The sequence below is a fragment of the Halomonas sp. DN3 genome (assembly GCF_024137905.1).
Taxonomy (GTDB): Bacteria; Pseudomonadota; Gammaproteobacteria; order Pseudomonadales; family Halomonadaceae; genus Halomonas; species Halomonas litopenaei.
Window position 1 is genome coordinate 13,708 of sequence record NZ_CP099965.1, and the last position, 26,192, is coordinate 39,899.

At 65.6% G+C, this 26,192-nt stretch carries 19 protein-coding genes; 6 read left to right on the plus strand and 13 right to left on the minus strand.

The annotated features are described in order from the left end of the window. Nucleotides 1–2: 2 nt before the first annotated feature. Nucleotides 3–965 carry a glycine--tRNA ligase subunit alpha gene (glyQ, locus tag NKF27_RS00045; RefSeq protein ID WP_108131941.1) on the minus strand — a complete coding sequence of 321 codons (963 nt, stop codon included), beginning with the start codon at nucleotides 963–965 and terminating at the stop codon, nucleotides 3–5. 92 nt (nucleotides 966–1,057) lie between these two features. Here glyQ and rfaD point away from each other — a divergent pair, with 92 nt between their 5' ends. Together rfaD and waaF are read left to right on the plus strand one after the other, a co-directional pair. After that, the gene (gene rfaD, locus NKF27_RS00050) at nucleotides 1,058–2,014 is read left to right on the plus strand and encodes an ADP-glyceromanno-heptose 6-epimerase (RefSeq protein ID WP_108131940.1); all 957 of its coding nucleotides are present in this window, start codon (nucleotides 1,058–1,060) and stop codon (nucleotides 2,012–2,014) included. Between the two features lie 13 nt (nucleotides 2,015–2,027). Next, nucleotides 2,028–3,080: a lipopolysaccharide heptosyltransferase II gene (gene waaF, locus NKF27_RS00055; protein ID WP_253556531.1), complete on the plus strand. Its 1,053-nt coding sequence runs from the start codon at nucleotides 2,028–2,030 to the stop codon at nucleotides 3,078–3,080. Between the two features lie 111 nt (nucleotides 3,081–3,191). On the opposite strand, the gene NKF27_RS00060 is transcribed toward waaF, so the two are convergent. The 3 genes from NKF27_RS00060 to NKF27_RS00070 form a co-directional block, all read right to left on the minus strand. Then, nucleotides 3,192–4,826 (minus strand): sulfatase-like hydrolase/transferase, encoded by a 1,635-nt coding sequence (locus NKF27_RS00060; RefSeq protein WP_253554797.1) that lies wholly within the window; start codon nucleotides 4,824–4,826, stop codon nucleotides 3,192–3,194. Between the two features lie 40 nt (nucleotides 4,827–4,866). Further along, nucleotides 4,867–5,625 (minus strand): glycosyltransferase family 2 protein, encoded by a 759-nt coding sequence (locus tag NKF27_RS00065; protein WP_045990973.1) that lies wholly within the window; start codon nucleotides 5,623–5,625, stop codon nucleotides 4,867–4,869. Between the two features lie 87 nt (nucleotides 5,626–5,712). After that, nucleotides 5,713–6,825, minus strand: a complete 1,113-nt coding sequence (locus NKF27_RS00070) for a glycosyltransferase family 9 protein (protein ID WP_253554798.1) — start codon at nucleotides 6,823–6,825, stop codon at nucleotides 5,713–5,715. A 38-nt stretch (nucleotides 6,826–6,863) separates the two neighbouring features. On the opposite strand from NKF27_RS00070, the gene NKF27_RS00075 reads away from it, so the two are divergent. After that, the gene (locus NKF27_RS00075) at nucleotides 6,864–8,009 is read left to right on the plus strand and encodes a glycosyltransferase family 4 protein (RefSeq protein ID WP_253554799.1); all 1,146 of its coding nucleotides are present in this window, start codon (nucleotides 6,864–6,866) and stop codon (nucleotides 8,007–8,009) included. A gap of 128 nt (nucleotides 8,010–8,137) precedes the next feature. Here the strand turns inward: NKF27_RS00075 and NKF27_RS00080 are convergent, their stop codons facing one another. Beyond that, complete coding sequence (locus NKF27_RS00080) at nucleotides 8,138–8,860, minus strand: 3-deoxy-D-manno-octulosonic acid kinase (RefSeq protein ID WP_045990975.1); 723 nt, start codon at nucleotides 8,858–8,860, stop codon at nucleotides 8,138–8,140. On the opposite strand from NKF27_RS00080, the gene NKF27_RS00085 reads away from it, so the two are divergent. The 3 genes from NKF27_RS00085 to waaA are packed head-to-tail and all read left to right on the plus strand — an operon-like array spanning nucleotide 8,859 to nucleotide 12,686. Next, complete coding sequence (locus tag NKF27_RS00085; protein WP_253554800.1) at nucleotides 8,859–9,968, plus strand: glycosyltransferase family 9 protein; 1,110 nt, start codon at nucleotides 8,859–8,861, stop codon at nucleotides 9,966–9,968. The genes NKF27_RS00080 and NKF27_RS00085 overlap by 2 nt on opposite strands. Then, nucleotides 9,958–11,388 carry a bifunctional D-glycero-beta-D-manno-heptose-7-phosphate kinase/D-glycero-beta-D-manno-heptose 1-phosphate adenylyltransferase HldE gene (gene hldE / locus NKF27_RS00090; RefSeq protein ID WP_045990977.1) on the plus strand — a complete coding sequence of 477 codons (1,431 nt, stop codon included), beginning with the start codon at nucleotides 9,958–9,960 and terminating at the stop codon, nucleotides 11,386–11,388. Before NKF27_RS00085 ends, hldE begins: the two co-directional genes overlap by 11 nt. Before the next feature lie 2 nt (nucleotides 11,389–11,390). After that, nucleotides 11,391–12,686: a lipid IV(A) 3-deoxy-D-manno-octulosonic acid transferase gene (gene waaA, locus NKF27_RS00095; protein WP_253554801.1), complete on the plus strand. Its 1,296-nt coding sequence runs from the start codon at nucleotides 11,391–11,393 to the stop codon at nucleotides 12,684–12,686. A 104-nt stretch (nucleotides 12,687–12,790) separates the two neighbouring features. Here waaA and pelG read toward each other — a convergent pair whose 3' ends face one another. Genes pelG through NKF27_RS00135 form a run of 8 tightly spaced genes read right to left on the minus strand, consistent with a single transcriptional unit; the run spans nucleotide 12,791 to nucleotide 26,185 of the window. After that, the gene (gene pelG / locus NKF27_RS00100; protein ID WP_253554803.1) at nucleotides 12,791–14,167 is read right to left on the minus strand and encodes an exopolysaccharide Pel transporter PelG; all 1,377 of its coding nucleotides are present in this window, start codon (nucleotides 14,165–14,167) and stop codon (nucleotides 12,791–12,793) included. A gap of 51 nt (nucleotides 14,168–14,218) precedes the next feature. Further along, entirely contained in the window at nucleotides 14,219–15,796 is a 1,578-nt protein-coding gene (gene pelF, locus NKF27_RS00105; protein WP_253554805.1) for a GT4 family glycosyltransferase PelF, read from the minus strand. Continuing rightward, nucleotides 15,793–16,803 carry a hypothetical protein gene (locus NKF27_RS00110; RefSeq protein WP_253554807.1) on the minus strand — a complete coding sequence of 337 codons (1,011 nt, stop codon included), beginning with the start codon at nucleotides 16,801–16,803 and terminating at the stop codon, nucleotides 15,793–15,795. Before NKF27_RS00110 ends, pelF begins: the two co-directional genes overlap by 4 nt. Continuing rightward, nucleotides 16,790–18,196 (minus strand): PelD GGDEF domain-containing protein, encoded by a 1,407-nt coding sequence (locus NKF27_RS00115; RefSeq protein ID WP_253554808.1) that lies wholly within the window; start codon nucleotides 18,194–18,196, stop codon nucleotides 16,790–16,792. The genes NKF27_RS00110 and NKF27_RS00115 overlap by 14 nt, the downstream gene beginning before the upstream one ends. A gap of 7 nt (nucleotides 18,197–18,203) precedes the next feature. Continuing rightward, complete coding sequence (locus NKF27_RS00120) at nucleotides 18,204–18,731, minus strand: hypothetical protein (RefSeq protein ID WP_253554810.1); 528 nt, start codon at nucleotides 18,729–18,731, stop codon at nucleotides 18,204–18,206. Between the two features lie 26 nt (nucleotides 18,732–18,757). Further along, nucleotides 18,758–22,417: a tetratricopeptide repeat protein gene (locus NKF27_RS00125; RefSeq protein ID WP_253554812.1), complete on the minus strand. Its 3,660-nt coding sequence runs from the start codon at nucleotides 22,415–22,417 to the stop codon at nucleotides 18,758–18,760. After that, nucleotides 22,410–25,229, minus strand: a complete 2,820-nt coding sequence (locus tag NKF27_RS00130) for a bifunctional glycoside hydrolase 114/ polysaccharide deacetylase family protein (RefSeq protein WP_253554813.1) — start codon at nucleotides 25,227–25,229, stop codon at nucleotides 22,410–22,412. The genes NKF27_RS00125 and NKF27_RS00130 overlap by 8 nt, the downstream gene beginning before the upstream one ends. Then, nucleotides 25,226–26,185: an NAD-dependent epimerase/dehydratase family protein gene (locus NKF27_RS00135; protein WP_253554816.1), complete on the minus strand. Its 960-nt coding sequence runs from the start codon at nucleotides 26,183–26,185 to the stop codon at nucleotides 25,226–25,228. The genes NKF27_RS00130 and NKF27_RS00135 overlap by 4 nt, the downstream gene beginning before the upstream one ends. Nucleotides 26,186–26,192 lie beyond the last annotated feature (7 nt).

The window sequence follows — 26,192 nt, forward strand, 5'->3', positions numbered from 1 at the left end:
GCTTATGCGTCTCCCTGTGCGGCAAGGGGTTCGTCGTCGAGAAGTTCACGTCGCAGCGCTTCCGGGGCCAGCGGGAAACCGGCCGCCTTGCGTGAGGCGTAGTAGGCGTGGGCCACGTCGCGGGCCATGGTGCGCACGCGCAGGATATAGCGCTGGCGTTCGGTGACCGAGATGGCGTGGCGGGCGTCGAGCATATTGAAGGTGTGGGAGGCCTTGAGTACCTGCTCGTAGGCCGGCAGCGGCAGGTTGGCGGCGAGCAGCTTCTGGCACTCGCTTTCCTGGTGGTCGAAGTTGCCGAACAGGGCGTCCACGTCGGCATGCTCGAAGTTGTAGGTGGACTGCTCGCGCTCGTTCTGCAGGTAGACGTCACCGTAGGTAACGCGGGATCCGTCGGGTGCGATGGTCCATACCAGGTCGTAGACGCTGTCCACGTCCTGAAGGTACATGGCGATGCGCTCGAGGCCGTAGGTCAGCTCACCGGTGACCGGGAAGCACTCGATGCCGCCGGCCTGCTGGAAGTAGGTGAACTGGGTCACCTCCATGCCGTTGAGCCAGACCTCCCAGCCGAGTCCCCAGGCACCCAGGGTCGGTGACTCCCAGTTGTCCTCGACGAAGCGGATGTCGTGGACCAGCGGGTCGATGCCGAGACGCTCAAGCGACCCCAGATACAGTTCCTGGAGGTTGGCCGGGGAGGGCTTCATGACCACCTGGAACTGGTAGTAGTGCTGCAGGCGATTGGGGTTTTCGCCGTAGCGGCCATCGGTGGGACGGCGAGACGGCTGAACGTACGCCGAGTTCCAGGTTTCGGGTCCGATGGAGCGCAGGAAGGTGGCCGGGTGGAAGGTGCCCGCACCGACTTCCATGTCCAGCGGCTGCATGATCACGCAGCCCTGTTCGGCCCAGTACTGTTGCAGGGCGAGGATCAGGCCCTGGAAGGTTGCCACGTCTGGCGTCGACTGTGTCATTGGGAAGCACCGTTGGCCATGAATTCACGAGCCGTCAAGTATACAATCACAGGCAATTCGGTTATAGGCACAGCGCCAACAGAGGTTTTCCCATGATCGTAGTGACAGGCGGAGCCGGCTTCATCGGTTCAAATCTGGTCAAGGCCCTCAATGACCGGGGGCGCACCGACATCCTGGTGGTGGATGACCTGCGGGACGGCACCAAGTTCGTCAACCTGGCGGACCTGACCCTCGGGGACTACATGGACAAGGACGAGTTCCTGTCCCGGGTGAAGGCCCACATGCGCGGCGAGCTGAACCAGCTTCCGCCCATCGAGGCGATCTTCCACGAAGGTGCCTGCTCGGACACCACCGAGTGGGATGGACGCTTCATGCTGGAGAACAACTTCACCTACTCCAAGGAGCTTTTGCACTTCTGCGAGCAGGAGGGCATTCCCTTCCTCTACGCCTCGTCGGCGGCCACCTACGGCGGCAGCGAAGTGTTCGTGGAGTCCCCCGAGCACGAGAAGCCGCTCAACGTCTACGGCTACTCAAAGCTGCTGTTCGACCAGTACGTGCGCTCGCGCCAGGCCGAACTCAAGACCCAGGTGGTGGGCTTTCGCTACTTCAACGTCTACGGCCCCCGCGAGCAGCACAAGGGCAAGATGTCCAGCGTGGCCTTCCATCACCACACCCAGATCAGCGCCGGCGAGAACCTGCGCCTGTTCGGCGCCTGGGACGGCTACGACGCGGGCATGCAGAGCCGTGACTTTGTCTATGTCGGCGACGTGGTCGACGTCAATCTGTGGTTTCTGGACAACCCCGAGGTGTCGGGAATCTACAACCTCGGTACCGGCCGCGCCGAGCCGTTCAAGACCATCGGCGAGACGGTCATCGACTTCTACGGCAAGGGCCGCATCGACTACATCGACTTCCCGGAAGAGCTCAAGGGGCGCTACCAGAGCTACACCCGTGCCGATATCTCGCGGCTGCGCGAGGCCGGCTACGACAAGGAATTCCACACCGTGGCCGAGGGCGTGACCCGCTACCTGGAGTGGTTGAATGGCTGAAGCTGCGCCGGTCATGGCGCAGCCGCGGCTGGCGGGCCAGCGGCTGCTGGTGGTCGGTCCCAGCTGGGTCGGTGACATGGTCATGGCCCAGGGGTTGTTCAAGGCGCTGAAGCAGCAGGGCGCCGCCGCCCTGGCGGTGGTGGCTCCTGCCTGGTCGAGGCCGATCCTCGAGCGCATGGATGAGGTCGACGAGGTCGTCGAGCTGGGCGTCGGACACGGCGTCTTTGGGTTTTCCGCCCGACGACGGCTGGCCAGGTCGCTCAAGGGACGCTTCGATCATGCCATCGTGCTGCCGCGTTCCTGGAAGTCGGCACTGGTGCCTTTTCTGGCGCGGATACCCAGGCGAACCGGGTTCACCGGGGAACACCGTTTTGGCCTGTTGAACGAGCGCCGTGAGCTGCAGCGCGATGTGCTCGACCAGACCGTCAAGCGCTTCGTCTCGCTGGGGCTGCCGGCGGACGCTGCCGCTGCCGGCGACTTCGAGATTCCCCAGCCACGGCTGCGTCAGGATGCGATCAACCTGGCGCGGTTGCATGATGAACATCGACTCGGCGTGCGTCCTGCCATTGGCCTGATGCCAGGGGCGGAATATGGCCCCGCCAAGCAGTGGCCGCTGGCCTACTTCCATCGCCTGGCCGGGGAGCTGATTGCTCAAGGGTTCGAGGTAAGGGTGCTGGGTGGGCCCAAGGATCACGCGGCGGGCGAGGAGATCGTGACCGGTCTCGAGCATTCCCACAACCTGTGTGGCGAGACCCGCCTGGAGGATGCCGTCGACCTGCTTGGCGACTGTCGTCAGGTGGTGACCAATGACTCCGGGTTGATGCATGTGGCCGCCGCGGTAGGGACGCGTATCCAGGCGATCTATGGCTCCTCGTCGCCGGCCTATACGCCGCCGCTGACCGACAACGCCCGGATTCACTATCTGGCTTTGTCCTGCTCGCCCTGCTTCGAGCGACATTGCCCGCTCGGGCATACCAACTGCCTCAAGCAGATCACTGTGGACAGCGTGCTGGAGGCGATCCTGACAGACGAGGCCCCGAACCGGATCGACGCCAGCAACGAGTGATCCGGGGCAAGGTGTCGTCTGTGAAGCCTTGTCCAGCCGTCCTGGTCGTCATCCAGGCGCCCTGTCGCCAGCTACTCTTCATATGGGCGCCCAGGCAGGTAGACGCCAAGGTCAAGGCTGCTGGGGCGCCTCGGGCGGGCTGTCGGGCTGTCCGTCGTTGCGATACGCCGGGGCCAGGCCTTGCCACAAGCGCTGCTGCAGCGCGGTTTCTTCACGCATGTACCCGTTGAGTGCTTCCAGGCCGTAGCGTTCGGCCAGGGTCGGATCGTTCGAGAACAGCGAGACGCCCAGTCCGGCGCGGTGCCAGTCGATGGTGAAGCCCATCGCCTCCAGCAGCGTCGGCAGGGTGTCCATGGTGGTGGCGGTGGTCGAGATGCGTTGGGGCGTCAGCGCATTGCCCATCATCATCAGGGTGTTGGTGCGTGGCGTCTGAATCAGCTGATCCCAGGCCGAGACACGCATGGTCAGATGGTCACTGGCGATCACCACCAGGGTGTCCTCCAGCAGGCCCTGGTCGCCAAGGCGCTGGATCAGCCGGCGGGTCAGCCAGGCCGAGCATTTCACCGCGTACAGGATATCCACACCGTCGTGCTCACCCTGATTGGCCTGGCAGGCCCTGGCCGGATAGCCCGCCGGGGCGTGGGCGGTCAGATTGAGCACGGTCAGGTTCCAGGGACCGTCCTGACGATCCAGGCGCTTTGCTTCCTCTTCCGCCATGGCGTACAGACTGTCGTCGTAGAGGCCCCAGCTATTGAGGTAGTCCGGGTCGTCGAGGCGGCCTGCGAGCTGCTCGCGCCCCAGCACGCGGTCGTAGGCGTGGTCTTCGTAGAACAGCCCCTTGCCGGCGAATTCAGTGCTGGCGCCGCCCATGAAGGTCTGGCGGTAGCCAATCCCCGCGAGCAGATCTCCCAGGCAGGCGACTCCGGGTACCACGTGGTGCAGCGGCTCGAACTGGCTGTCGTGGAGCAGGCCGGCGGGCATCAGCGGTGTGCCGCACTGGCTGGCGATCATGCCGGCCATGGTCCAGCCGGTGTTGTCGAGCTGGCGAACGTTGTCGAACACCACAGCATCCGCTTCCAACGCGGCCAGGTCGGCGTAGGCGTCGCCGAAACGGGCCTCGTCGGCGTAGGTACGCTCGAGGCTCTCCAGGTAGATCAACAGCAGGTTGGGAGGCTGCGGTGGCGCCTTGAGGATCACCGGTTCGACGTAGCGACGCTCCAGCCAGGTGCCGGGATCGGTGACCACCGCCGCGCCGCGCTGGCCCATGGAGTAGAACATCGGATTGGCGACCAGCAGCACGAAGGCCAGCCAGTGGTCCCAGCGTTGCCAGCGGTAGTCGGCTCGCACCAGCCAGGTGTAGGCCGCCAGAATCAGCAACATGGCTGCGGTGTACAGTATCGCCGCCACGCTGCGCTCACTGCCGCCGTGCTTGGCAATGCCCGCCTGCAGGTGGAAATAGACCGCGCCCATGTCCACCTGGCCGAAGCTGTTGGCCAGGTAGACGTAGATGCCCCAGAAGGCCAGTGGCGCCAGCGCCCAGGGGATCACCTGCACCCGCAGCCGTGGCGGAGGTGGCGCGCCCCAGCGTTTCCATCCGGCCAGGGCACACCACACCAGTGCCGGCAGCGGCAGGCACCAGCCGGGCAGTCGGGTGACCATGACCAGGGCATGGCCCACGGACAGGCCGAGAATCAGATGGACGGCCCAGCGAAGCCAGGTCGAGGTGGCGGGGCGGTGCAGGGGCATGATCGAGGCGCCAGGTGTCGTTCCGTGAAACCGATACGAATCAGCGATCGGCTCGCTCGTTCTCGTACAGTTCGTTCAGCTTTGCATACTTCATGTACGCATGGAATGCCGTCGTGATGGCGACGGTCATGCCATCCTGGCCCTGCAGCAGCCCGCCCTTGAGCACCAGCTTGCGCAGCATGGCGGTCATCGCGTGCAGCGTGGGACGAGTCGACGAGGGGGTGACACCACGTTCCTTCATCGCCCAGGCGTCGCGGGTCGACAGTTGATCGATGCGCTGCATCCAGTGGGACAGGTCACGGTAGGTGAAGTGACGCAGATGGGCGTCCACGTCGACCACCTCCGGTGCCTGGACCGAGGAATGCGCCTTCTTGGGCAGATAGCCCGAGGTGGTGCGGTTGTACAGCCGGGTCACCGGGTCCGGGTAGAAACCCGCCGCGCGAATCCAGTGGCGGCCGGCGAAGTTGCGACGCTTGAAGCGGTAGGCCTTGCGCGGGTCGTCCAGCGACAGCTCGCGAATCGCCGCCACGGCGTCGTCGTCCAGGCGCTCGTCGGCATCCAGCGCCAGGATCCAGTCATGTGACGCCTGGGGGACGGCGAAGGCCTTCTGCGGGCCATCGCCCAGATAGGGCTGATGGATCACTCTAGCGCCGGCGGCCTCGGCCAGGGCAACGGTGTCATCGCTGCTGCCGGAATCGACCACGATCACCTCGTCGCACACCGGAGCCAGCGAAGCGATGGCCTCCTCGACGTTGTCCTGCTCGTTGAGGGTAATGATGATGCCGGTAATCGGGGTCATGGGGCCTGCCTATACGAAGGGCTTGATGGGGTGCTGGTGCCAACAACCGATACGCTGTGGCGAGTGGGATGCGCCGATACGCTGTTGCTATGCCGTCGACCGATGGTGGTTGACCTTCCTCAGACGCGCTGCAGTGGCGGCGGCGGCGGTCTCCAGGTCGATGGCCGACATGTCCTGGTGAGCTGCATCCGTCGGTGGATGAAACGCCAGTCGCCGGTCGGCGTCGTTGCAGGTCTGCCAGCGCAGCGGGGTGGCCGAGCGATGGGACGGGTAGAAGCCGACGGTGATCAGGTTGAGACAGCCTGCCACGTGCAGCGGGCCGGTGGAACCCGCGATAAAGGCGTCGGCCGCCGCCAGACTGCGAGCGAAGTCGGCGAGCCCTGCGCAGGCCGGCTGTCGGTAAGCACTGAGCCCAGCCTCGTCCAGCGTCTTGACCAGGGCCTCGGCCACGGCGTCTTCGCCGGGGCCGGCGGTGAGGATCCAGTGGGGCGGACGCTCACCCGACTCGGCCAGGCGCCGATCGATACCCTGTGCAAGCCCGGCGTAGGCCTCGGGAGTCAGGTTGACCGCCGAGCCGCCGCTGCCCGGGTGCAGGAACACCCAAGGGCGCGTGTCGTCGAGCCCCAGCGCCCGGCCCAGCGCGCTACGCTGAGCGTCACGTTGTTGCGGGGCCAGGGGCCAGTAGGGGGGCGCGGGGTGCTGTTGCGACGGCTGTCCTGACGAGAGTCCCAGCGCCTGAATCATGGCCTCGGCCAGTTCCAGGTTGTAGATGTATTCAGGCTTGGCCGAACGGGATCTGCGCTGGGTGACGCGACGGTTGTAGAATAGCTGGGCCCACTTGGTGGCTGGCGCCATGCGCAGGGGAATCCCCGAGCGAAGACCAAGCCAGCCGATGCGGGTGGTGGAGTAGAGCGTCAGCATCGCCGTGAAACTGCTCTGGCGCAGCGTCGCCAGCAGGGCGCGCTGGGCATCCTTCGGCGCCTGTTCACCCGGGTCGATGACGACGTCGTCGATCCACGGACAGAGCCTTGCCATCGGCGCCGTATAGGCGGGTACCAGCACGCTGACATGAGGGGCGGGCTTGGCCTTCTTGAGGGCGGCGAGTGCTGGCCAGGCGAGCATGAAATCGCCAAGCTTGTCGTTGCGTACCACCAGCAGTCGAGGGGCACGAGCGTCGGCCGAGGCCGTCGTTGCTGTCATTTGGGCTCCCGAGCCCCGCTATCGGAAAGGAGACCACCTTGAGTCACAAGGTCATGCACATCTGCCTGTCGGACGGCTGGGGCGGACTGGAAATGTATCCTTCGAGGATTATACCGGAGCTTGCCGCTCAGGGGTGGCAGGTGCATGCCCTGGCACTGGGCGGGTCGCGGGTGGCCAGGAGCCTCGATGATGCCGGTGTGCCGACGCTGACTGCCCGCTCCAGAGGCTCGGCGCTTTTCGGTGTGCGCCGGTGGCTTGAGTACCTGGCTCGTCACGACATCCGCCTGTTGCACTGCCACAAGTCCAGCGACCTGCGCCTGGCAGCTCTGCTGGCGACCTTGCGTCCTCGGCTAAAGGTGGTGTTCACCGACCATATGGGGGTCACCCGGCCGAAGAAGGACCTGTATCACCGCTGGGCCTACGGACGGGTGTCGCGGCTGTTGTCCATCAGCGAGGCGACCCGGCGACGTAACGTCAAGGCCTTCGCTCTGCCGGCCGAGCGTATCCAGCGACTGTACCTGGGGATCGACCCGGCGCCGCTGGCGCCGCGTCTGGACGCCGGCGAGCGGCGCGCCCTGCGCACAAGCCTCGGGCTGCCGGCGTCGGCCACCACCATCGGAGTGGCGGGGCGACTGACGCCCGGCAAGGGCCAGCGGGTGTTCGTCGAGGCCCTGGCGAGACTGATCGCCGAGCATCCGGCGCTCGATATCCATGGGGTCATCATCGGTGGACTCAGCGCCGAGGAGGGCAGTCGTGAGGAGTACGTGGCCGAGCTCGAGGCGCTGGTCGCCGAGCAGGGACTGTCGCAGCGCATCACCTTTACCGGCTTTCGGCGTGACCTGGCGCGGTTGTTCGAGGTGCTCGACGTGGTCTGTGTGCCGTCGCGCAACGAGGCCTTCGGCCTGACCGTGATCGAGGCCATGGCCGCCGGCAAGGCGGTGATTGGTTCGCGTAGTGGCGCCATCCCCGAGTTGATCGACGCTCACAGTGGCCGCCTGGCAGACCCCGAATCCGCCTCCGAATGGGCCGCCGCCATGCTGGAATTGGCGCAAGATGGCGAGCTCAGGCGACGTCTGGGCGAAGAGGCGCGACGTCGGGTCAAGCAGCACTTCCTGCTGTCACAGCATGTTGAGGGGCTGACTCAGGTCTATGACGACGTGCTCGCTGGCCGGCCTGCCGTCTGACGAGTGACACCGCTTGCTCAGAGATGTGAGTAAGCGGTCGCTATCGATGTGGGTGGTGCTGTAAAGGTGTTTTGAAGCCGAGAATCGATCACAGGCAGCTATCGATCAAGGCCGCTATCGATCACAGGCTAGGCGTCGCTATAGCCGCGGCGGATCTCTTCGAGCGCCTGCTGGGCCGACCTCTCGTCGACGCAGAAGCGGGCCAGCGAACGTCCCAGTCGCGCCAGATTGCCCTCGCGCCATTTGCCAGGGGCGCGCAGGCGACAGCGGTCCAGGTCGATCAGCCAGACCCGGTCGCTGTCGTCGACCAGCAGGTTGCGGGCGTTGAGGTCGACATGGTCGAGGCCATGATCGTGGAAGCGTCGGATGACCTGGCCCACTTCATGGAGCAGGCCCGGGGCCAGATCACCGCTGCCGAGATGCTCTGCCAACGCTCGGGTGGCCGGCAGGCGTTCGGTGATCAGCGCGGCCTCGTAGCTTGGGCCATGACGAACGACGCCTCCCAGCACCGGCCGCGGCACCGGCAGGCCGGCCTGGTAAAGCCGCGCCGTCAGACGCACTTCGCGAAAGGCGCGACTGCGTTCGAGCCCGGTCCACAGGTAGCGGGAGGTCGATAGCCGGGCGACGAGACCGCCGCGGCGGTAGGGCCGCAGCACCCACTGACGATCGCCCACCTCGAGAAACAGACTCTGGCCGCGACCCGGCGCCTGTCCGGTCACCAGGCCTGCCTCGCGCCAGTATTCTGGCGCCAGCAGAGCGGGTCCGATTTGTGGCCGCGGTACAGCGTCACATAAACTGGTGGCATCGTATAAAATGCCCACCTTTCCTGACTGATACGTTGCCAACCGCATGAAGCATCCTCTGCCCGCTCGTCCTGCCCACATCGGCGTGCTGCGTCTCTCTGCCCTGGGAGACGTGTGCAATCTGGTGCCCACGGTTCGAGCCCTGCAGCGCCAATGGCCCGAGGCGCGGATCACCTGGATCGTCGGCAAGGGCGAATACAGTCTACTGACCGGCCTGTCAGGGGTCGAGTTTGTCGTCTACGACAAGTCGACCGGCCTCAAGGGCATGCGGGCGCTATGGCGCGAGCTGGCCGATACACGCTTCGACGTGCTGCTGCACATGCAGCAGGCGCTCAGAGCCAGCGTGCTGTCGCTGGGACTCAAGGCCAAGGTGCGGGTGGGCTTCGACCCGGCCCGGGCCAAGGACCGCCAATACTGGTTCACCCACCGTCAGCTGGCCCCGCGTGAGCGGGCCCACGTGCTGGAGTCGTTCATGGACTTCGCGCGCCTGCTGGGAGTCGAGGATACCTCGCTGGAGTGGCGACTGCCGGTGCCGGACAGCGCCTACGCCGAGGCCCGGGAGCTCACCGGCGACAGCGCCTACCTGTTGATCAGTCCCTGTGCCAATCCGCGCCTGCGCAACTTTCGCAACTGGTCGGCGGAAGGCTACGCCGCCGTGGTGGAGCACGCCTGGACCCAGTTTGGTCTGAAGACGGTGATGACCGGGGGCGGCAGTACCCAGGAGCGTGAGATGGGCTCGCGCATTCAGTCGCTGTGTCACCCCGAGGCGGTGATCGACGCCATCGGCGCCACCTCGCTCAAGGGGCTGCTGGCGCTGATTGACCGCGCCCGGGTGGTGATCGCGCCGGATTCCGGCCCGGTACACATGGCCAACGCCCTGGCTACCCCGGTGGTGGGCCTGTTTGCCACCACCAACCCCGATCGCGCCGCGCCCTACCTGTGGCGCGACTACGTGGTCAATCGCTACCCTGACGCCGTCCGGGAGTTCCTCCAGGCGGATCCCGACACCATCACCTGGGGCCAGCGGGTCCGCCATCCCGATGCGATGTCGCTGATTCGCGCCGACGACGTGATCGAGCGACTCGATACCCTGCTCGCCGACACCGCCTCGCAACACCGCACCGACCTCGATAGGGAGTCACCCGATGAAGCTTGATCTGACCGCGCTTGAGCGCTCCCGCGTGCTGGTGGTGGGCGACGTCATGCTGGACCGCTACTGGCACGGCGGCACCTCCCGGATCTCGCCGGAGGCCCCGGTGCCGGTGGTGCGCGTGGAAGAGTGCGAGGATCGTCCGGGCGGCGCCGCCAACGTGGCGTTGAACATCGCCTCCCTGGGCGCCCACGCGGCGTTGGCCGGACTGGTCGGTGACGACGACAATGCCGACCGTCTGACCGCGCGCCTGGAGGAGGTGGGTGTAAGTACTCACTTTCACCGTACCCCCGGCATGCCCACGATTACCAAGCTCAGGGTGATGAGCCGTAATCAGCAGTTGATCCGGCTGGACTTCGAGGATGGACTCGACAAGATCGACACCTCGGAGCTGGCGCCCAGGCTGATCGAGGCCACCGACAACTTCGACCTGATCATCCTGTCCGACTACGGCAAGGGCACCCTGGCCAACGTCGAGATGGTGATCCCGGAGATGCGCCGGGCCGGCAAGCGGGTGCTGGTGGACCCCAAGGGCAGCGATTTCCGGCGCTATCGTGGTGCCAGCGTGATCACCCCCAACCTGGCCGAATTCGAGGCGGTGGTCGGGCCCTGCCCCAGCGACGACATCCTGGCCACCAAGGGCGAAGCGCTGCGCGAGGAGCTCGAGCTCGAGGCGCTGTTGATCACCCGCAGCGAGAAGGGCATGACGCTGATTCGCGAAGGCCATGACCCCTTGCACCTGCCGACTCGGGCCCGTGAGGTCTACGACGTCACCGGCGCCGGCGACACCGTGATCGCGGTGTTGGGCCTGGCGCTGGCTGCCGGTCACGGCTTCGCCGAGGCCATGACCCTGTCGAATCTGGCGGCGGGTCTGGTGGTGGCCAAGCCCGGCACCGCGACGCTGTCCATCGCCGAGCTTTACACCGCGCTGCACGGCGACAAGCTGGCCGAATTCGGCGTCATCGAGGAATCACCGCTGGTGCTGGCGGTGCGCGCCGCCCAGGCCCGTGGCGAGCGAGTGGTGATGACCAACGGCTGTTTCGACATTCTTCATGCCGGCCACGTGGCCTACCTGGAGCACGCCCGCCAGCTCGGTGACCGGCTGATCGTGGCGGTCAACGACGACGCCTCGATCCGTCGGCTCAAGGGCCCCAAGCGGCCGATCAATCCGCTCAATCGCCGCATGCAGGTGCTGGCCGGGCTCGGCGCGGTGGACTGGGTGGTGCCCTTCGCCGAGGATACGCCGGCTCGCTTGATCGAATCGGTGCTGCCGGACGTGCTGGTCAAGGGCGGGGACTACCGGCCCGAGGATATCGCCGGCGGCGAAGCGGTGCGTGACGCCGGGGGCGAGGTCAAGGTGCTCGGCTTCGAGGATGGCGTCTCCACCACCGCCATGATCTCGACCATCCTCGATCGCGAGAGCTGAGGGTGAGCTGGCCACGGCTCGCCTATTCAGGTGCCATCGGACTGCTGTCGCCGCTGATCTGGCGACGGGTCTGGCGCGAACAGCTGCCGGATCGCGCTCGTGGCGAGCGGATGGGCTGTCTGCGGCCCTTCGCCGACGAGCGTCCGCGGCTATGGCTGCACTGCGCCTCGGTGGGCGAGGTGGTGGCGGCACGCCCGCTGATACGCGCCCTGCGCCTGCGCCATCCCGATCACCGACTGGTGGTCAGCACCATGACCGCCACCGGTGCCGAACGAGTGCTCTCGCTGGTGGACGACGTTCCCGAGGCGGAGGCGGCCGCTCCCCTGAGCCATGTCTTCGTGGCGCTCGACTTTCCCGGCGCCGCGCGCCGCTTTGTCCAGCGTCTGGCCCCTCGCCAGGCGATCTTCTTCGAGACCGAGCTGTGGCCGAACCTGCTGAGAGCCTGCGCCAGGCGGGGTATCCCGGTGGCGGTGGTCAATGGTCGCCTGTCACCCCGTGCCTTTCGTGGCTATCGGCGCCTGAGACCGCTGATGGCCGAGTCGCTGGCCTGTGTCGACTGGCTGGCGGCCAAGTCCGGTGAGGATGCCGAGCGTTTCGTCGAACTGGGCATGGCGTCCGACCACATCCAGGTCGTCGGATCGATGAAGTTCGACATGGCCCTTGATGATGCATCTCTCAAGGTGAGTGAGCGCTTGCACGCAGCCATCGGGCATCGCCCGATCTGGGTCGCCGGGTCCACCCACCCCGGTGAGGATGAGCTGCTGCTCGGGGTCCAGCGCCGCCTGCAGAAGCGTTTTCCCGATATCCTGCTGGTGCTGGTGCCGCGCCATCCGCAGCGCTTCGAGGAGGTCGCCAGGCTGTGCCAGGAGGCCGGCTTCGAGACCGTCAGGCGCTCCCGGGGGCGCGTCCCCAGCGCCAGGGCAGAGGTCTATCTTGGCGACAGCATGGGTGAGCTGCAGGCGCTCTACGGCACCGCGGACCTGGCCTTCGTCGGCGGCAGTCTGGTGCCCATCGGCGGCCACAACCTGCTCGAACCCGCGCTGATGGGTGTGCCGGTGGTGACCGGTCCGCATATCGACAATTTCGAGGACGTGGCCCAGCTGCTGAGAGACGCCGGCGCGCTGGTCGAGATCGCCGACGCCGACGAGCTGGTCGAGCGTGTCGCCGCGCTGCTTGAGGACGCAGAACAGCGCAAGCGGCTGAGCGAGGCCGGTCAAGATGTCATCGACACCCACCGGGGCGCCCTGGAGGCCACCCTCGACGGCCTCGACCGGCTGCTGGCATTCTCTCGCGGTTGACGTAGCCCCCGTCTTCCTCCCTTTCTGTCAATATCTGTGGGATCCCGGGAGTTTGCGAGCGCTTACTTTTAGTCGATGCTTGCCGACCGACCGAGTACCCGGTTTCAGCGCCGACGCATAAAGGTATGGAAGGTCAGACGCTGGAATTCCTGGTCCAGGCGTAGCAGGCCGATGACGGCGACCAGCAGCAGCGACAGGGCATAGCCGTAGCCGTAGTAGTCGGGCCCCAGGTGCTGGGTGATCAGGGTAAAGCCCAGATTGCTGGCGCAGAAGGCGACGCATAGCCACAGGGCCGGTGTCAGCCGGTCGAGATAGAACAGCACATTGAGGACCGCCAGGAACAGTACCTGGATGGCGACTGCCACCAGCAGCAGGTTGAAGATGGGCAGGTTCCAGTCGGAGAAACCCAGCGCCTCGAGCAGGTGTGGACCCGCCAGCAGCAGAGCCGCCACGGTGACACCCTGGACCTTGATGATGTCATAGATGCCGCGCCGCACGCTGATCACCATGGCCCTGCGCCAGGACTCTATTTCCTCCAGCGAGCGGCCGCTGCGGATGGCAAGGTCGTAGCGCTGACAGTTGAGAGCGAAGTCGGTCTCGATACGCATCAGGAAGATCGCCATGCCGGGCACGATGGACAGATAGGCCAGGAACAGCGGCAGGTCGTACAGCGGTGCCGCACGCAGGGGGGGGATCATCGGCACCGAGGTGGCGGGGTGGAACCAGAACGCCAGCTTGTCGATCCACACCCCCAGATTGTAGAACAGTCCGATCGCCACCAGCTTTGGCTGCCATCGGCCGTGCATCAGCAAGGCCAGCGACCAGGGCCGCTGGCTGGGGTAGTGGCGAGTCACCATGGCCAGCAGCACGAACAACAACAGTGTCTGACCGATGACGAAGGCACCGAGCAGGCCGGTGATGCCAAGGCCTTGCCAGCACAGGCCGAGGCCGAGCGTGGTCGCATAGCCGAGGGCGAAGGCCGCCAGTACCTGCCGGTAGCGCTTGACCCCGGCCACAAAGACGGCCACGCACCAGAGATTGCACAGCAGTACGAAGCCCATGACCATCAGTACGCGATAGGCCAGCGGGCTGGCATCGGCCAGGGTCGAGGCGATGGTAATCGCAGCCAGCAGCGCGGCGACGGTGGTCAGGGTCAGCACCGCCTTGAGGCTGGGCAGCACCTCGTCGTCTCGGCCTTCGTAGAGTCGGTCTGCGGTAAAGCGAGTGAAGGTCAGTTGCAGTGGCCCGGTAAAGATCAGCGAGCCGGCTACCAGCCAGGTCACCGATACCAGGAAATCGGTGATGAACATCGGGGAGTCGCCCTGGCCCGCGGCCGCCAGGATGCCAAGCGTCATCACCGCCAGAATCGATATCACCCAGGGGCCTGAACCGATCAGGGCGGCGTAGCCGTAGGCTCTCAACAGACCAAGATAGCTGTCCTGCTTGAGCAGCCGCCGCAATTCGAAGCCGATACCCGCCATGATTACCCCTCAATTGAAAGTCGTGCCGCTGTCCTGGCCACCCGGTAGCGCTCAAGCGTCAATGTTGTGCCCATGTCGTGCTGTTGCGCAGGCCGGCGCCTCGCTGTCGGCCATGGCATCCTCCATGGCCACCTGGTAGCGCTCGGCGTAGCGTTCGAGCATCAGTTTTTCCGTGTAGTGCTGTTCGACCCTTTCGATGCCCACCTCCCGCGCCGCCTGCCAGGCAGCCGTATCCTTGAGCAGCGTAGCCGCCGCTGCCGCAGTGGCCTGTGGGTTGGCGATCGGTACCACCTGGCCCGCGGCCTGTTCGGGGGATCCATCTCCCAGCACCATTTCGCGACAGGCGCCGACGTCGGTGGTGACCACTGGGACTCCGGCGGCGAGTGCCTCCAGTACCACCAGCGGCTGCGCTTCGCTGATCGAGGTCAGCACCACCAGGCGTGCCTGGGCGAGGATGTCTTCGGTCTTCTGGAAACCGAGAAATCGCAGGTTTTCGCCGAGCTCGAGCTGTTCGGCGAGGTCGCGGCATTCCTGGGCGTACAGGGGGTCCTCGTCGTCAGGGCCCACGACCCAGGCCTCCAGCTCCGGCAATTGCAGCTGGAGCTGGCGGGTGGCCCGCAGGAAGGTCTTGATGTCCTTGATCGGAGTCACCCGCCCGAGCAGCACCATCACCGGCCGGGTATTGGCCTGGGTCGCCTCGCGCAGCGGGCGAAAGCGCTCGATGCGAATGCCGTTGGGGATCACTCGGGAGCGGGTTGCCGGTGCACCGTCGTTGAGCTGTCGGCGACGATTGCCGTCGTACAGGGTGGTGATATCGCTGGCGGCCTGATAGGTCATGCGCCCCAGGCTGTGGAAGAAGCGGATCCACAGGCGTCTAAGGTAACCACTCTCGGCCTTGAGACCATGGCTCAAGGGATCCATCGGGGCATGAATCCAGTCCGCCTCCAGCAAGTCGATGTGGCGCTCCTTGGTGTAGATGCCGTGCTCGGTAACCATCAATGGTGTGCCCGTCTGGTGGCGTGCCAGGGCGCCGAGAAAACCCGCATAGCCGGTAGAGATGGCGTGCAGGCAGCGTCCGCGAGGGAGGCGGCGGGCCAGATCGGCCAGCATGAACAAGGGCGAGTGCATGTTTCGTACCGACCAGAAGTAGTCGAGGAAGGACGTCTCGTCGTAGCAGGTGGTATAGCGTTCGACGATCTCGTCCCAGGCCAGCTGACTTCCCTCGAAGTCGTTGCGGCTCAGCCCCGACCCTTGTCCCACCAGGGCGGCGACTTCTGCCAGAGCGTCATCGATGTCCCCTCCCGGCTGGCCGAGTCGGTCGTGCAGCGCACGGGAGCGTTCGAAGGCTCTCGGGCAGCCGCCTGGGCGACGGCCCGATCGTGTGAGCGTCGATCCCATCAGGTAGTGGCACTCGAGATGCACCACGTTGTCGGCCAGCTCATACTTCAGGCCTTCGTAGTCCTGGGATCGGCTGCCGAGAAACACCACGGCAAAGCGATACTGTGGCAGGCCGCGGATCAACTGGTCGAGCCAGCCCGCCACCCCGCCTCGCACCATGGGATAGGTTCCCTCGAGCAGCAACACCACGTCGGCGGGATCGTCGGTAGCGGAAAGTCGGGGAAAGGTCATTGCCAGAACTCTCGAAGTGATTGCAGGCGCGGCGGAACATGATGGTGGTCGGCGAGGGTAGCCAGCGTTTCACGCAAGCCGACAGTGTCACGTTCCAGGTAGGCAAGCTCCGCCGATAGTGTGGCCACGGCCAGGTCTGGCGCGCCTTGGGCGGTGGCCTTGTCGAGGTCGATGCGTGTCTGCTGCGGGCGCCTCTGGAGCAGTCCCAGCCTGGCGCGTTGGCGCCACCTTTCGGCGCTGGGGGCGCGGTCGATGGCGTGGTCGAGGCTGTCCAGAGCCTGCTTGAGCATCAGTTCGCAGGCACTCCCCTGGGCGAGCTCCAGATAGGCGTATTCGGCGTACAGGCAGGCCAGTGCCTCATGGGCTCGGCCCGAGGCGTCCCCTTCCTTGTCGATGACCTGACGCAGGTGTTGAATCCGCTGCTCGAGCTGGCTCTCGAGGCGGTTGAGCATCGAGTAGCCGAGCAGTCGGATATCGTCGGCATCGTCGGCCAGTCCTCGCCGCATCAGCGAGATGGCGGTGCGCATGGGCAGGTGTTGGCTCTGTAGCAGGGCTTCCTGTCGCAGGTGGCTGTCCTGGCTCTGCGCCAGTACGCTGGCGAGCCCTTCTCGCAGCGCCTGGCCGCTTTCGTCCGGTGGTGTTACCGGGCTGTCGGGCAGCGAGGGCAAAGGGTGGCGGCGCCACGCTGGCTGACGGTCATCCTGGCGAGGCAGCAGTACGATAGCCTCCGTCAGCAGCAGGCCGAGACCGCCCACCACCGGCAGTGCGGCTGCGGTGGCCGTGTTGAAGCGCCAATCGCCTGGTTGTCCCAGGTAGCGAAGGCCAAGAAACAGCGCCAGGGTGCCGGCACCGTGCAACAGGAATCCCTGGGCCATAGGCGTGCCGATCAATACCCCGGGCAGTCCGGCAAGGAGGGTTTCCGGAGCCAGCCAGAGGGACAGGGCGAGTGCCTGAGCGGCCAGTCCTGTCATGGCCGCCGTGGCCGGCAAGGCTCTAGGCCAGGACATGGGGCGCTCCTTGTGGCCACAGGGCATCGATCAGGTCGCTGCTGGAGCGGGAGCCGTCGATGGCCCAGGTCTTCCAGTTCAGCAGTGTCGAGGCGTCGTCGAGATACGTCTCCAGCACGACTGACAGCCGCTGTTGCAGGGCGCGCCCCGCTTCGGGACCTGCCAGCGGCATCAGGATCAGCAGACGATGGTGGCCGTCGGGCAGGGCAAGCGGCCAGGCTTCGTCGACGCTGCGGCGTCGACCTTCGAAGTGCTGGACGATGTCGGGCAGACGTGGTGCCAGTGTGGGGGGCAGATCGAGTGCGACAATCAACGAGGGTAGACGTTGATGACGGGCGTGCCTGACCCACTGTTCCAGGCTGCGTGCCAGGCTGGGGGCTGGCAGGCAGCGGCGAGCGATCATCTCGCCGAGGCTTGCACCGATGATCGCCAGTCGCTGCATCTGGCCTTCATCCATATCGATGAAGGGCAGGTCCATGACCAGCAGCAAGGCATGAATACGATCATCCAGATCGCTCAGCGGGATCACCGCCACCGGCGCATCCGAGGAAGCGGTGAGGACATCGCGCAGGGAAACGAGCTGACCATGCTCGAGGCATGCCTGGATCATCGGATGCTCAAGGTCCAGCTCCCCGGGACTGCCTAGCCAGGCCAGAGGTGTCGACAGCGGCTTGCCGTCGGTCACTGCCACCAGGGCAGCGCGCTGCACCCGGCTATGCAGGGCGATAAAGGACACAAGCTCGCTGGCGATCTGCTGCAGGCCGTGTTCATCGGCAGCAGCAGGTGGCGTGCCAGGGCGTTCGCCGAAGTCGCGTTCCAGTTGAATCAGGGTGTCGCGTAGCGTGAAGGGAGCCGCAGCCAGTCGCTCGGTCAGCTGGTCATGGGAGACGCGCAGCACGTGGTAGTGGCGTAGAAACGCCTTGTGACGATGGAGCTGCAGCTGACACAGGGTGTGCATCTGATCGAGGCGACGGCGCAGGTGCGAGCACATCTCGCCACTGACCAGCCCGACCAGCGCCAGCCCGAAGGCGGTGATCAGCGGCGATGCCCCAGCGAATGCCAGTGCGCCGGGCGTCTGGGTGGACAGCAGTGTCGGCCCCCAGTAGGCCACGGCGCTGCCGACGCCGGCGGCCAGGATGCCGTAGCCACTGCCGTAGCGCAGTCCGCACAACAGAGGCGCTACCAGCAACCACCAGGGAACCCCTGGCGACAGCATCGGTGCGGCGTTGGCCATCAGCAGCTGCCCCAGGGCGGCGAAGATTCCCGCCATCACCAGTGTCTCGGTCATGCGCCTGGGGTGGCCCGGCGTTCTGACATGGAGGTCATCGAGGCCGCTCACCGGAGTACCGTCGATGGGCGTCAGTGGCTCGTGGTCGATCAATGGCGTGCTCATGAGTCGCTCACCTGGCAAGTGGCAGGGCGTCGACCAGCTCGGCCATCAGGTCGCTGGAAACGCCGCTCAAGGTGGTGAACCCCCAGCCACCGCGACTGCCGCTGGCGCTCCATAGAAGTTCCCCCGTATTGGCGTCGCGCACCTGGAGGCTGATGCCGACGGCGGGTTCGCCGTCCAGCCCGGTCTTGTAGTGCCATTCGTCGATGGCGCCGGTGACCACATAGGCCAGCTCCTGTTGCTGGGCCCAGCCGAGTGCTGCCTGGCGGTCGGCGCCATTGTCCAGCGCCAGGGGATTGACCGGGCCGCTGCGAGGCACTTCTCGTAGAGGCATGACGCCGTGGCGGTGCAGCAGGGTCAGCAGGGTGCCCTGGGCGCGCTCGCCGGCCAGGGGCGTCTCCGAGTGGTTGGCCAGTGGCGCCAGCGCCCAGCCGGCGCTGGCGTCCAGAGGTGTCGTCGTCTGTACCTGGGTGGTGGAAGCGCAGGCCGACAAGGTCAGCGAGAGCACGAGAGGGAACAGCCAGGAACGCATCGTCATGGAAAACTCCTTGGTAAACTGGGCGCTCAGGGCCCGAAAAAGTACTGGTAGTTCAGCGCGGCATTCAGCCGGGTGCTTTCATCGGTCCCGGTCCCGCGATCGATCCCTGCTTCCAGGGACAGTTCGTCACTTCCGAACACTCGTGTACCGACCATCAGCGAGGCACTGCCCGCCAGCTCGCGGCTGGGCCAGCGATGGCCGCCCGACACGTCCAGCTGCCAGCGAGGGGAGGCCACCTGGGGGTAGGGAGCGCCAGGGGCACCACGAGACAGGCTGAGACCGAGTCCGAGCACACTGGCGTCGTCGTTGAACAGGGCGTCGGGATCGATGTCCGGGCCGAGGCGGTCGGCAAGCACACCTGGCAGGTGACCATCGGGGTCCTGGTTCTCGTGGGTGGCGAAGAGACGCAGGCCAAGGCGCCGAGTCTCTCCCTGGAGCAAAGCGTGCTCCCAGCTGGACTCGAAGTATCGGCCACTACCCAACCCGTTTTCGTCGAAACGCTCGTGATAGCGGGTATGGCGAGCATCGAGGCTGAGCCTGTCGCGCAGCGTTGGCATCCAGTCCAGGCCGATGCCCAGGCGGTCTTCGGTGGCCAGCAGGCGTAAGGTGTCGTTGGCCGTGGAAGGCTGTTGCCAGTCTGCCTTGAAGCGAGCGCTGAGCCGGCTGGTGAGGTTGTAGCGATGGCCGAGCTGAGCCTCTAGATGGTTTTCGGCGTCACTGTCACGGCTACCCACGGAGAGCCGGGTGATACTGCGAATTCCACGATGGGTGGCGCTCAACGCCACCAGGCGCTCCTCGTCCAGGTCGTGGCTGGTCAGGTTGGGAGAGAGATCATCCTCGTCCAGGGAAATGCTGCCGATGGCGAGCTCTGCGCCCCAGCGTTCACTGGTGCGCTCGAAGATGGCCTGGGTGTGCTCCAGGCTTAGTTCGCCGATTTCCTGGTAGCGATGGCCGATACTGGCGCGTTGCGGCATCTTGTTTGCCAGGCTGACGATTTCCCCGCGCTGATCGGCTCCACGACGATGCAGGAGCAGGGCGTGCTGCATGGCATCGCCACGTCGCTCCAGGGCCATGGCGCCGGCCAGTCGATCACTGGGTGCAAGGGGCTGGCCAGGATCGTCCAGCATCTGGCCGACGGTGGCATGGTCCAGCTGGGCGATGGCGACGTTCAGGCGGTGATAGCTGGGGGTGGGCAGGCCCAGGTGGTGCCGCTGCAGCCACAGATAGCGGTAGCGCGCCTGCCACCCGAGCAGCGCCAGCAGATCAAGGCTGCGCACACCACTGGAGAGGGCCTCTGTGTCCAGCAAGGGCAGGTGGGCGGCCAGCGATTGGTACCAGTTCGCGGCGGGCTCGGCGCCGATCTGTGGTGCCGACCAGGTGAGCCCTTCCAGCTGTCGCCCCAGGATCGATTCGTCCAGGCTGCGAGCCGGATCCAGCTGACTGGCAAGCTGAGGTGCCAGCAGGGCCACCGCTCGCCTGCGCAGCCCCAGGGCGACCCCGGGATGGCCGGATTGGGCAAGGACGTCGGCGATTTCCATCAACACCTCAGGCCCGGGGGCTGGGCCCTGGGCGCTGCGGCGATACCACAGTCGTGCTCGCTGGGTGTCACCGATGGACCGGTAGCCGCCGGCCACCGCAAGGTTCAACTGCTGGCTGGTCGACGCCAGGGATTCCGCCTCGGCCAGACGCTGTGGCAGTTCTCGGTGCTGAAGCATGGTCAGCGCATAGATCTCGCCTGCCCGCAGGCTCGGATCAGCGGGGGCCAGACGAAGCCCTTGGCGGAGTGCGTTCAGTGCGTCCCGGGGGTTGAGATTTTTCAGTTCGCTGTCGGCGATCAAGCCCCAGTAGGCGGGAGAATCGGCAAACCGCTCGGGGTCCTGCCTGGCGAGCGTCAGCAAGCGACGCGCAATGTCGGGTCGGTGCTGCGCCTGGGCCGTGTGAAATCCGGCCAGGATGGCGTCGGTATCCTTGAATCGCTGCCAGCGCTGTGTGGCCAGGGTTTCCACCAGTACGGCATCTCCATCAGTCACGGCGGCGTGAAGCAGGCGCAGGCTTTCCTGCTCGTTCAGCTCTCGCCGGGTGGACAGTCGGCGGTAGGAATCGATCACTTCTTGGGCGTGACCCGCTGACCAACCCAGCTCGGCGCGCTGTTGCCAGGTGCTGGGGCTATCGGCAGGCAGCACCGCGAGGGCATCGGACAGTTGCCACTGGCGCCGCAGCAGTCGGCCCTGCTGGCGAGCCGCTTCATCGTGATCGAAGGAAGACGCCTGACGCAGCGCTGCCCACTGGGTTTCGGCGTCCGCCAGTGCACCGGTCTGCTCCAGCAAAGTGGCCAGACGCACCTTGAGCAGAAGAGAGAGCTGTCCCTGGCTGTTCCAGTGGCGCAGATAGGCGATGGCCGCGTCGGGCTCGCCCAGATCATCAAGCACGTCGACGAGTTGACCTTGCTCCACGGCGGTCAGTTCGTCCCGTGCATTCAGGCGCTCGAGGGCGGCGCGGGCCCGAACACGGTCGTAGCCGGCCAGTGCCAGTTCGACCAGTTGGCGATCTGCTGCCGCATCCGGATATGACGTCGCCAGGGCTTCCAGTGTTGCCATGGCGCCGGGTGTATCGCCTGACCAGCGTTGGGCATTGGCCAACTGATGGGCGTAGGTGGTTGGATCGGTGGCGTTCAGTCGTTGTAGCGGCGCTACCGACAGCTCTGGCTTGCCTGCCGCCAGGGCGACCGCCGCCAGTCGCTCGAGGCGCTCGGGGTCGTCCGCGTCCAGCGCCTGCAGTCTGGTGGCCCAGGTGAGCGCCTGGTCCACGTCATTGACGGCCAGCGCCAGGCGAATGGCCAGGTCCATCAGTTCCGCGTCGTTCGGATAGGCCTCCAGATACTGTCGTGCGTAGTTGATGCCCTGCTGACTGTCGCTCTGGAATGCCGCCTCCAGCGACTGTCTGGCGACTTGCCGGTCAGGACTTTCGATCTGGTCCGCGGCCTGGGCCGGCGGGATGACAAGATCGAGCCAGCCAAGTGGAGAGGCGCCCACATCTCGCGCCAGCCAAGCCCTGTGCCAGGCGGATGAGGCGCGTATCGGTGATCCGGCCTGCATCCAGCTACGCCCGGCTTCCCTGAGCCAGTGGAAGCGTCGATCCTGATCGCGCCGGGCCAGGGCCTCGAAGCATTCCGCGGCCTCCCAAGGATGTTCGAGGGACAGCCAGCGATGCGCCATCAGTGTCAGTCGATCGGTGGAAAGACGCGGATCGGTTTCGCCCGGGCCATCGATGCCGGCCCAGGCATGGATGTCGTAGAAGCGCTCGACCAGATGGCGGCGCAGGGTCGCGTCATGGGGATCGCCTGGCTCGAGGGCATTGATGGCCTGCCAACGCTGTTCCAGCAACCACCACTGAACCTCGGGGTCTGTATCATCCTCGAGGTGAGCCAGGGTCTCACCGGCCGCGCCAGGCTGCTGGGCCTCGAGTTGAAGCCTGGCCAGTGCCAGGCGAAGATCGCGACGCTGAGGGTCGGCGTCCAGGCGTGCCTTGGCCAGCAACAAGGCGGCGTGGCGATCGTTCTCGGCATTCATGCTGGCCTGGGACAGCAGGTGACGCGCCGGTTGGAAACCGATCAGCACCAGCACCAGCCCAAGCACCAGTAGCCTGAATACCCAGGGAGGCAGCAACGACTCGCGTGGCCTATCCACAGGACACCTCGATCGTGGCGGGGCCGGGACCCGAGTAGTCGAGCACGAGGCTGTCGCCTTGGCGGTGCTGGCGGGCACCGGGTGCCTTTACGTGACACTGACCGAGCCCGGTCAGCTCGGCTTCAAGGGCGACCTGTTCGGCTTCCAGGGTCAGCGAGAAGCCGCCATCCGTGGCTCTATGCCAGGCCGTCGTTCGCCCATTGGCACGACGCAGGTGAGGCTGGTGGGGAAATGCCTGACCAAGCCACAGTATCTGGCGCTGTTGCCCGTCCAGCGACAGGTAGCGCCCCTGCTCGATGTCGGTGACGCTGACCACCCCGATGGAGCGCCCCAGGTCAGGCCAGCCAAGGGACGCGGGCAAGCGCAGGGTACGCAGGCTCGAGCCACCGGTAATCTGCCAGGCGCCGTCCAGTCGGCGGGCGACGCCCAGGTCGTACCAGTGGGTGGCGATGTCACTGTAGGTGCTGGCGTACAGCGGCAGGGTGTCCTGCTGCTGTACGGCGTCGTAGACCTCTTCGAGGGCGCGCAGTGAAGCGGGATACGCTGCGCTGTAGAAGTGGTAGTAGATGTTGATGGGTTTGAGCCGCCGAGGCAGGTCGGTTAGTTCGAAGGTTTCCAGTACCCGCCGATAACCCCACTTGGGCGTGGTCATGTGATCGGTGTAGACGTTTTCGTTGATTTCGGGCGCGAGTACCTGCAGGTAGTGGCCGATGGGTCTGAGCATCGGCGATACCTGGGTCAGAGAGGGGTTGTCCCGGGTGATGTGGGTATTGCCACCATTGAGGTTGGTCAGTCCCAGGCGTTCACTGATGGCCAGGGCTTTCTCGGGCGGCACGGCGTCGCCACTCCACAAAATCGTCGTGACCTTCTTTCCCGGGGGAGCGAGGTCGTGATTGATATAGGCGGTGGAGCCCGCCACTTCTCGCTCCAGCGAGAAGTGATAGCCAGCCAACGGCATGTTGAAGGGAAAGCCCGCCGGCGTTCGGCCCTGGCCGGCAAGATCTCCTTCCTTGAGATCGAGCCAGTCGAAGGGATGGCTGTAGGTATGGGTAGCGATCTCGACCCAGGGAAGGGCAAAGATCTCCCGCGCCAGAGGCTCCAGCTGCGTTCTCAATTCAGGATGGGTGCCGCCTTCGCCGAACTCGCCCTCGACGATGGAGACCGTGGTGGGCACTCGATAGCGCTTCAGGATCCTGTCGCGCATCACTTCACCGGTGAAGGGAGCGCCAGGCCATTCGCCGCGGCTGATGAAGGCATCACCGTCGATATGGGTAAGCCACAGGCGGGAACCGTTCTCTGTGGTGGCATCTGGGACCGGAAAATCCTCCATGCCGAGGCTCTTGGCAATGAAGGAGAAGGGATCGAGGATCCAGCGCTGCTGGCTGTCGCTTGCCTCCTGGAACAACCATGGGCTCAGCGCCACCCCGCCCCAGGGACCGGTCACCACCGGCGATAGCTCGACACCGTTGCGGTCGGCCAGGGTCAGGTGGGCGGTGTTGGTCTCGGCCAGCAGGCGGTAACCGGCGGGATAGATGCCAGGTCCCTCCGGCATGCCCTCGAAGCCGACCAGCGCATCGTGCTGTCGAATCTTCAGGCTGGAAGTCTCGACGCTTTCGACGTTGATGATGCCGAGCTGCTGCCCCAGCCCCTGTGAGAGGTCGATACCCTGATCGCCCATCAGGATCAGCCGAACGCCCGACGACACCTGGGCGGACAGCCAGGCGGACAGGGCCGTGGTGTCGCGCGCTGGCGGAGAGGGAAACCAGCTCAGGATGGCGGCATAGCGCCCCTGCATGATGCCGGGGGGAGGAGGGGTTCCGATGTCCCGATACTCCGCCGAGTAACCGAGGTAGTCGAGGATGGGGGCGAGATAGCGAAAGGCGTCCAGGTTGCTGACGTCGCCTTTTTCCGCGGTATCGGCGTCATAGAAGATCAGGATCCTTCTCGGGATCGGCTCGATCAGTCCGACGCCGATCTGGTCGAGGCCGGGTGTCGTGACCCAGGGAATCGCACCAATATCGAGGATACGCCGAGCGGTCTGACGCGCGAGCTCCCGATTCGCGGCGGGGACATAGTCGATGGCAATCGCCGGAAGACCATAACCACGAACACGCTCGAACTGCTGCTGCAGCCATTGCTGGCGGGAGGGAGTGACGCCGCCGTAGACGCCGGTGGCAGGCGTCCACTCACGGAACAGGGACTCGGCGGCGACACCGGCGATCTTGTCATGGACCTGGCCGAGCACCTCGAAGCCCCGGTTGAGCAGCAGCTTGAGGTTCGGATGACGTCTATGGATCTCGTCGATCAGTGATACCAGCGCCAGTTGCTGAGCGTGGGCGGCCGGGCCATCCGGCGCAAAGCGCCGGTAGCTGTCCAGGGTATCCAGAAAAAGGCCATCGTAGCCGGCATCGATCAGCACCTCGACACGCTGGTCGAGGAGATGGTTGCGCCAGCCATCGTCGCTCAGGTCGGCGATACGGGTGTCCCAGTCGGGATTGCTCCCGACCAGCGCTGCCTGGGGTGCTTGCGCGTCGGTGGGCCTGTCGGCGTCCCACTCGCCCACACTAAGGTAGGCAAAGACCTCGGCGCCATGTGCCGCCAGACCTCGGTGTTCGCGTTCGGTGACAGCGTCGGCGTCCACCACCACCCAATCGAACTGGTCGAGCAGCTCCACAGGGGGGCTTGCTTCGTAGTAGAAGGCGACGCTGGGCTGGGTAGCTGCCTGGGCGGTCAGCCCCAGCAGTGACGTCGCCAGAGCCGCCAGCCAGGTGCAGGCATGGCGGAATCCAGCCGAAGTTCGGGTACCGCTCATGCCATCTGGCCCTCCTGAGGCCCCTGTGCTGTCCAGCGTGCGTCGTGCTCGATCAAGGCCTTCAGACCGTCTTCCAGCGAGCGCGGCTCCTTGAGGCCGAACCATTTATGCAGGCGAGCGGTGGCGCCCAGGGAGTGGCGAATATCCTCGCTGCGAGGGGCGTCAAAGCGGGGAACCTGCTGGCTTTCCAGTAGTGTGTTCAGAGCTGCAATCAGATCCAGAAGTGACGAGGCCTTGCCTGTGGCAAGGTTGCAGACTCCCTGGTGTTCGCTGAACAGCGCGCGGGCGTTCATTCGCGCGACGTCTGCCACGAAGACGAAATCGCGGGTCTGGCCGCCATCACCAAAGACCGTGGGGGCGCGGTTGTGACGCAGGGCATCGACGAACAGCGCGATGACACCGGCGTAGGGAGACTGAGGGTCCTGACGCGGGCCATAGACGTTGAAATAGCGAAAACCCAACGTCGATAGACCGTGGAGCTGGTGTTGGAGGCTGGCGTAGCGCTCGTTGATCCACTTTTCGAGGCCGTAAGGGGACAGCGGACGGAGTCTTGCTCCCTCGCTCAGCGGCAGGGATTCGGGGGTGCCATAGACCGCCGCAGAAGAGGCGTAGACCACACGTGACAGGCCATGCAGGCAGGCAGCGTGGAGCACCTGTAGCGTCCCCATGACGTTGTGCTGAGCCGATTCGTCGGGGTGGCTGACGGAGCGCGCCACCGACACCTGAGCGGCGAGGTGCAGACAGCGCTCGACGCCATCCATGGCACGGTCCACATCGGCCCGATTACGTACATCACCGGTCACTATCTCGAGTCGGGGATGCTCAGGCAGATTGCGCTTCTTGCCACTGGAAAAGTTGTCCAGGACACGCACATGGTGTCCTTCCGATAGCAACTGGTCGACGCTATGGGAGCCAATAAAACCTGCTCCACCGGTGACAAGGATGGTCGCTGACATTGCCTGG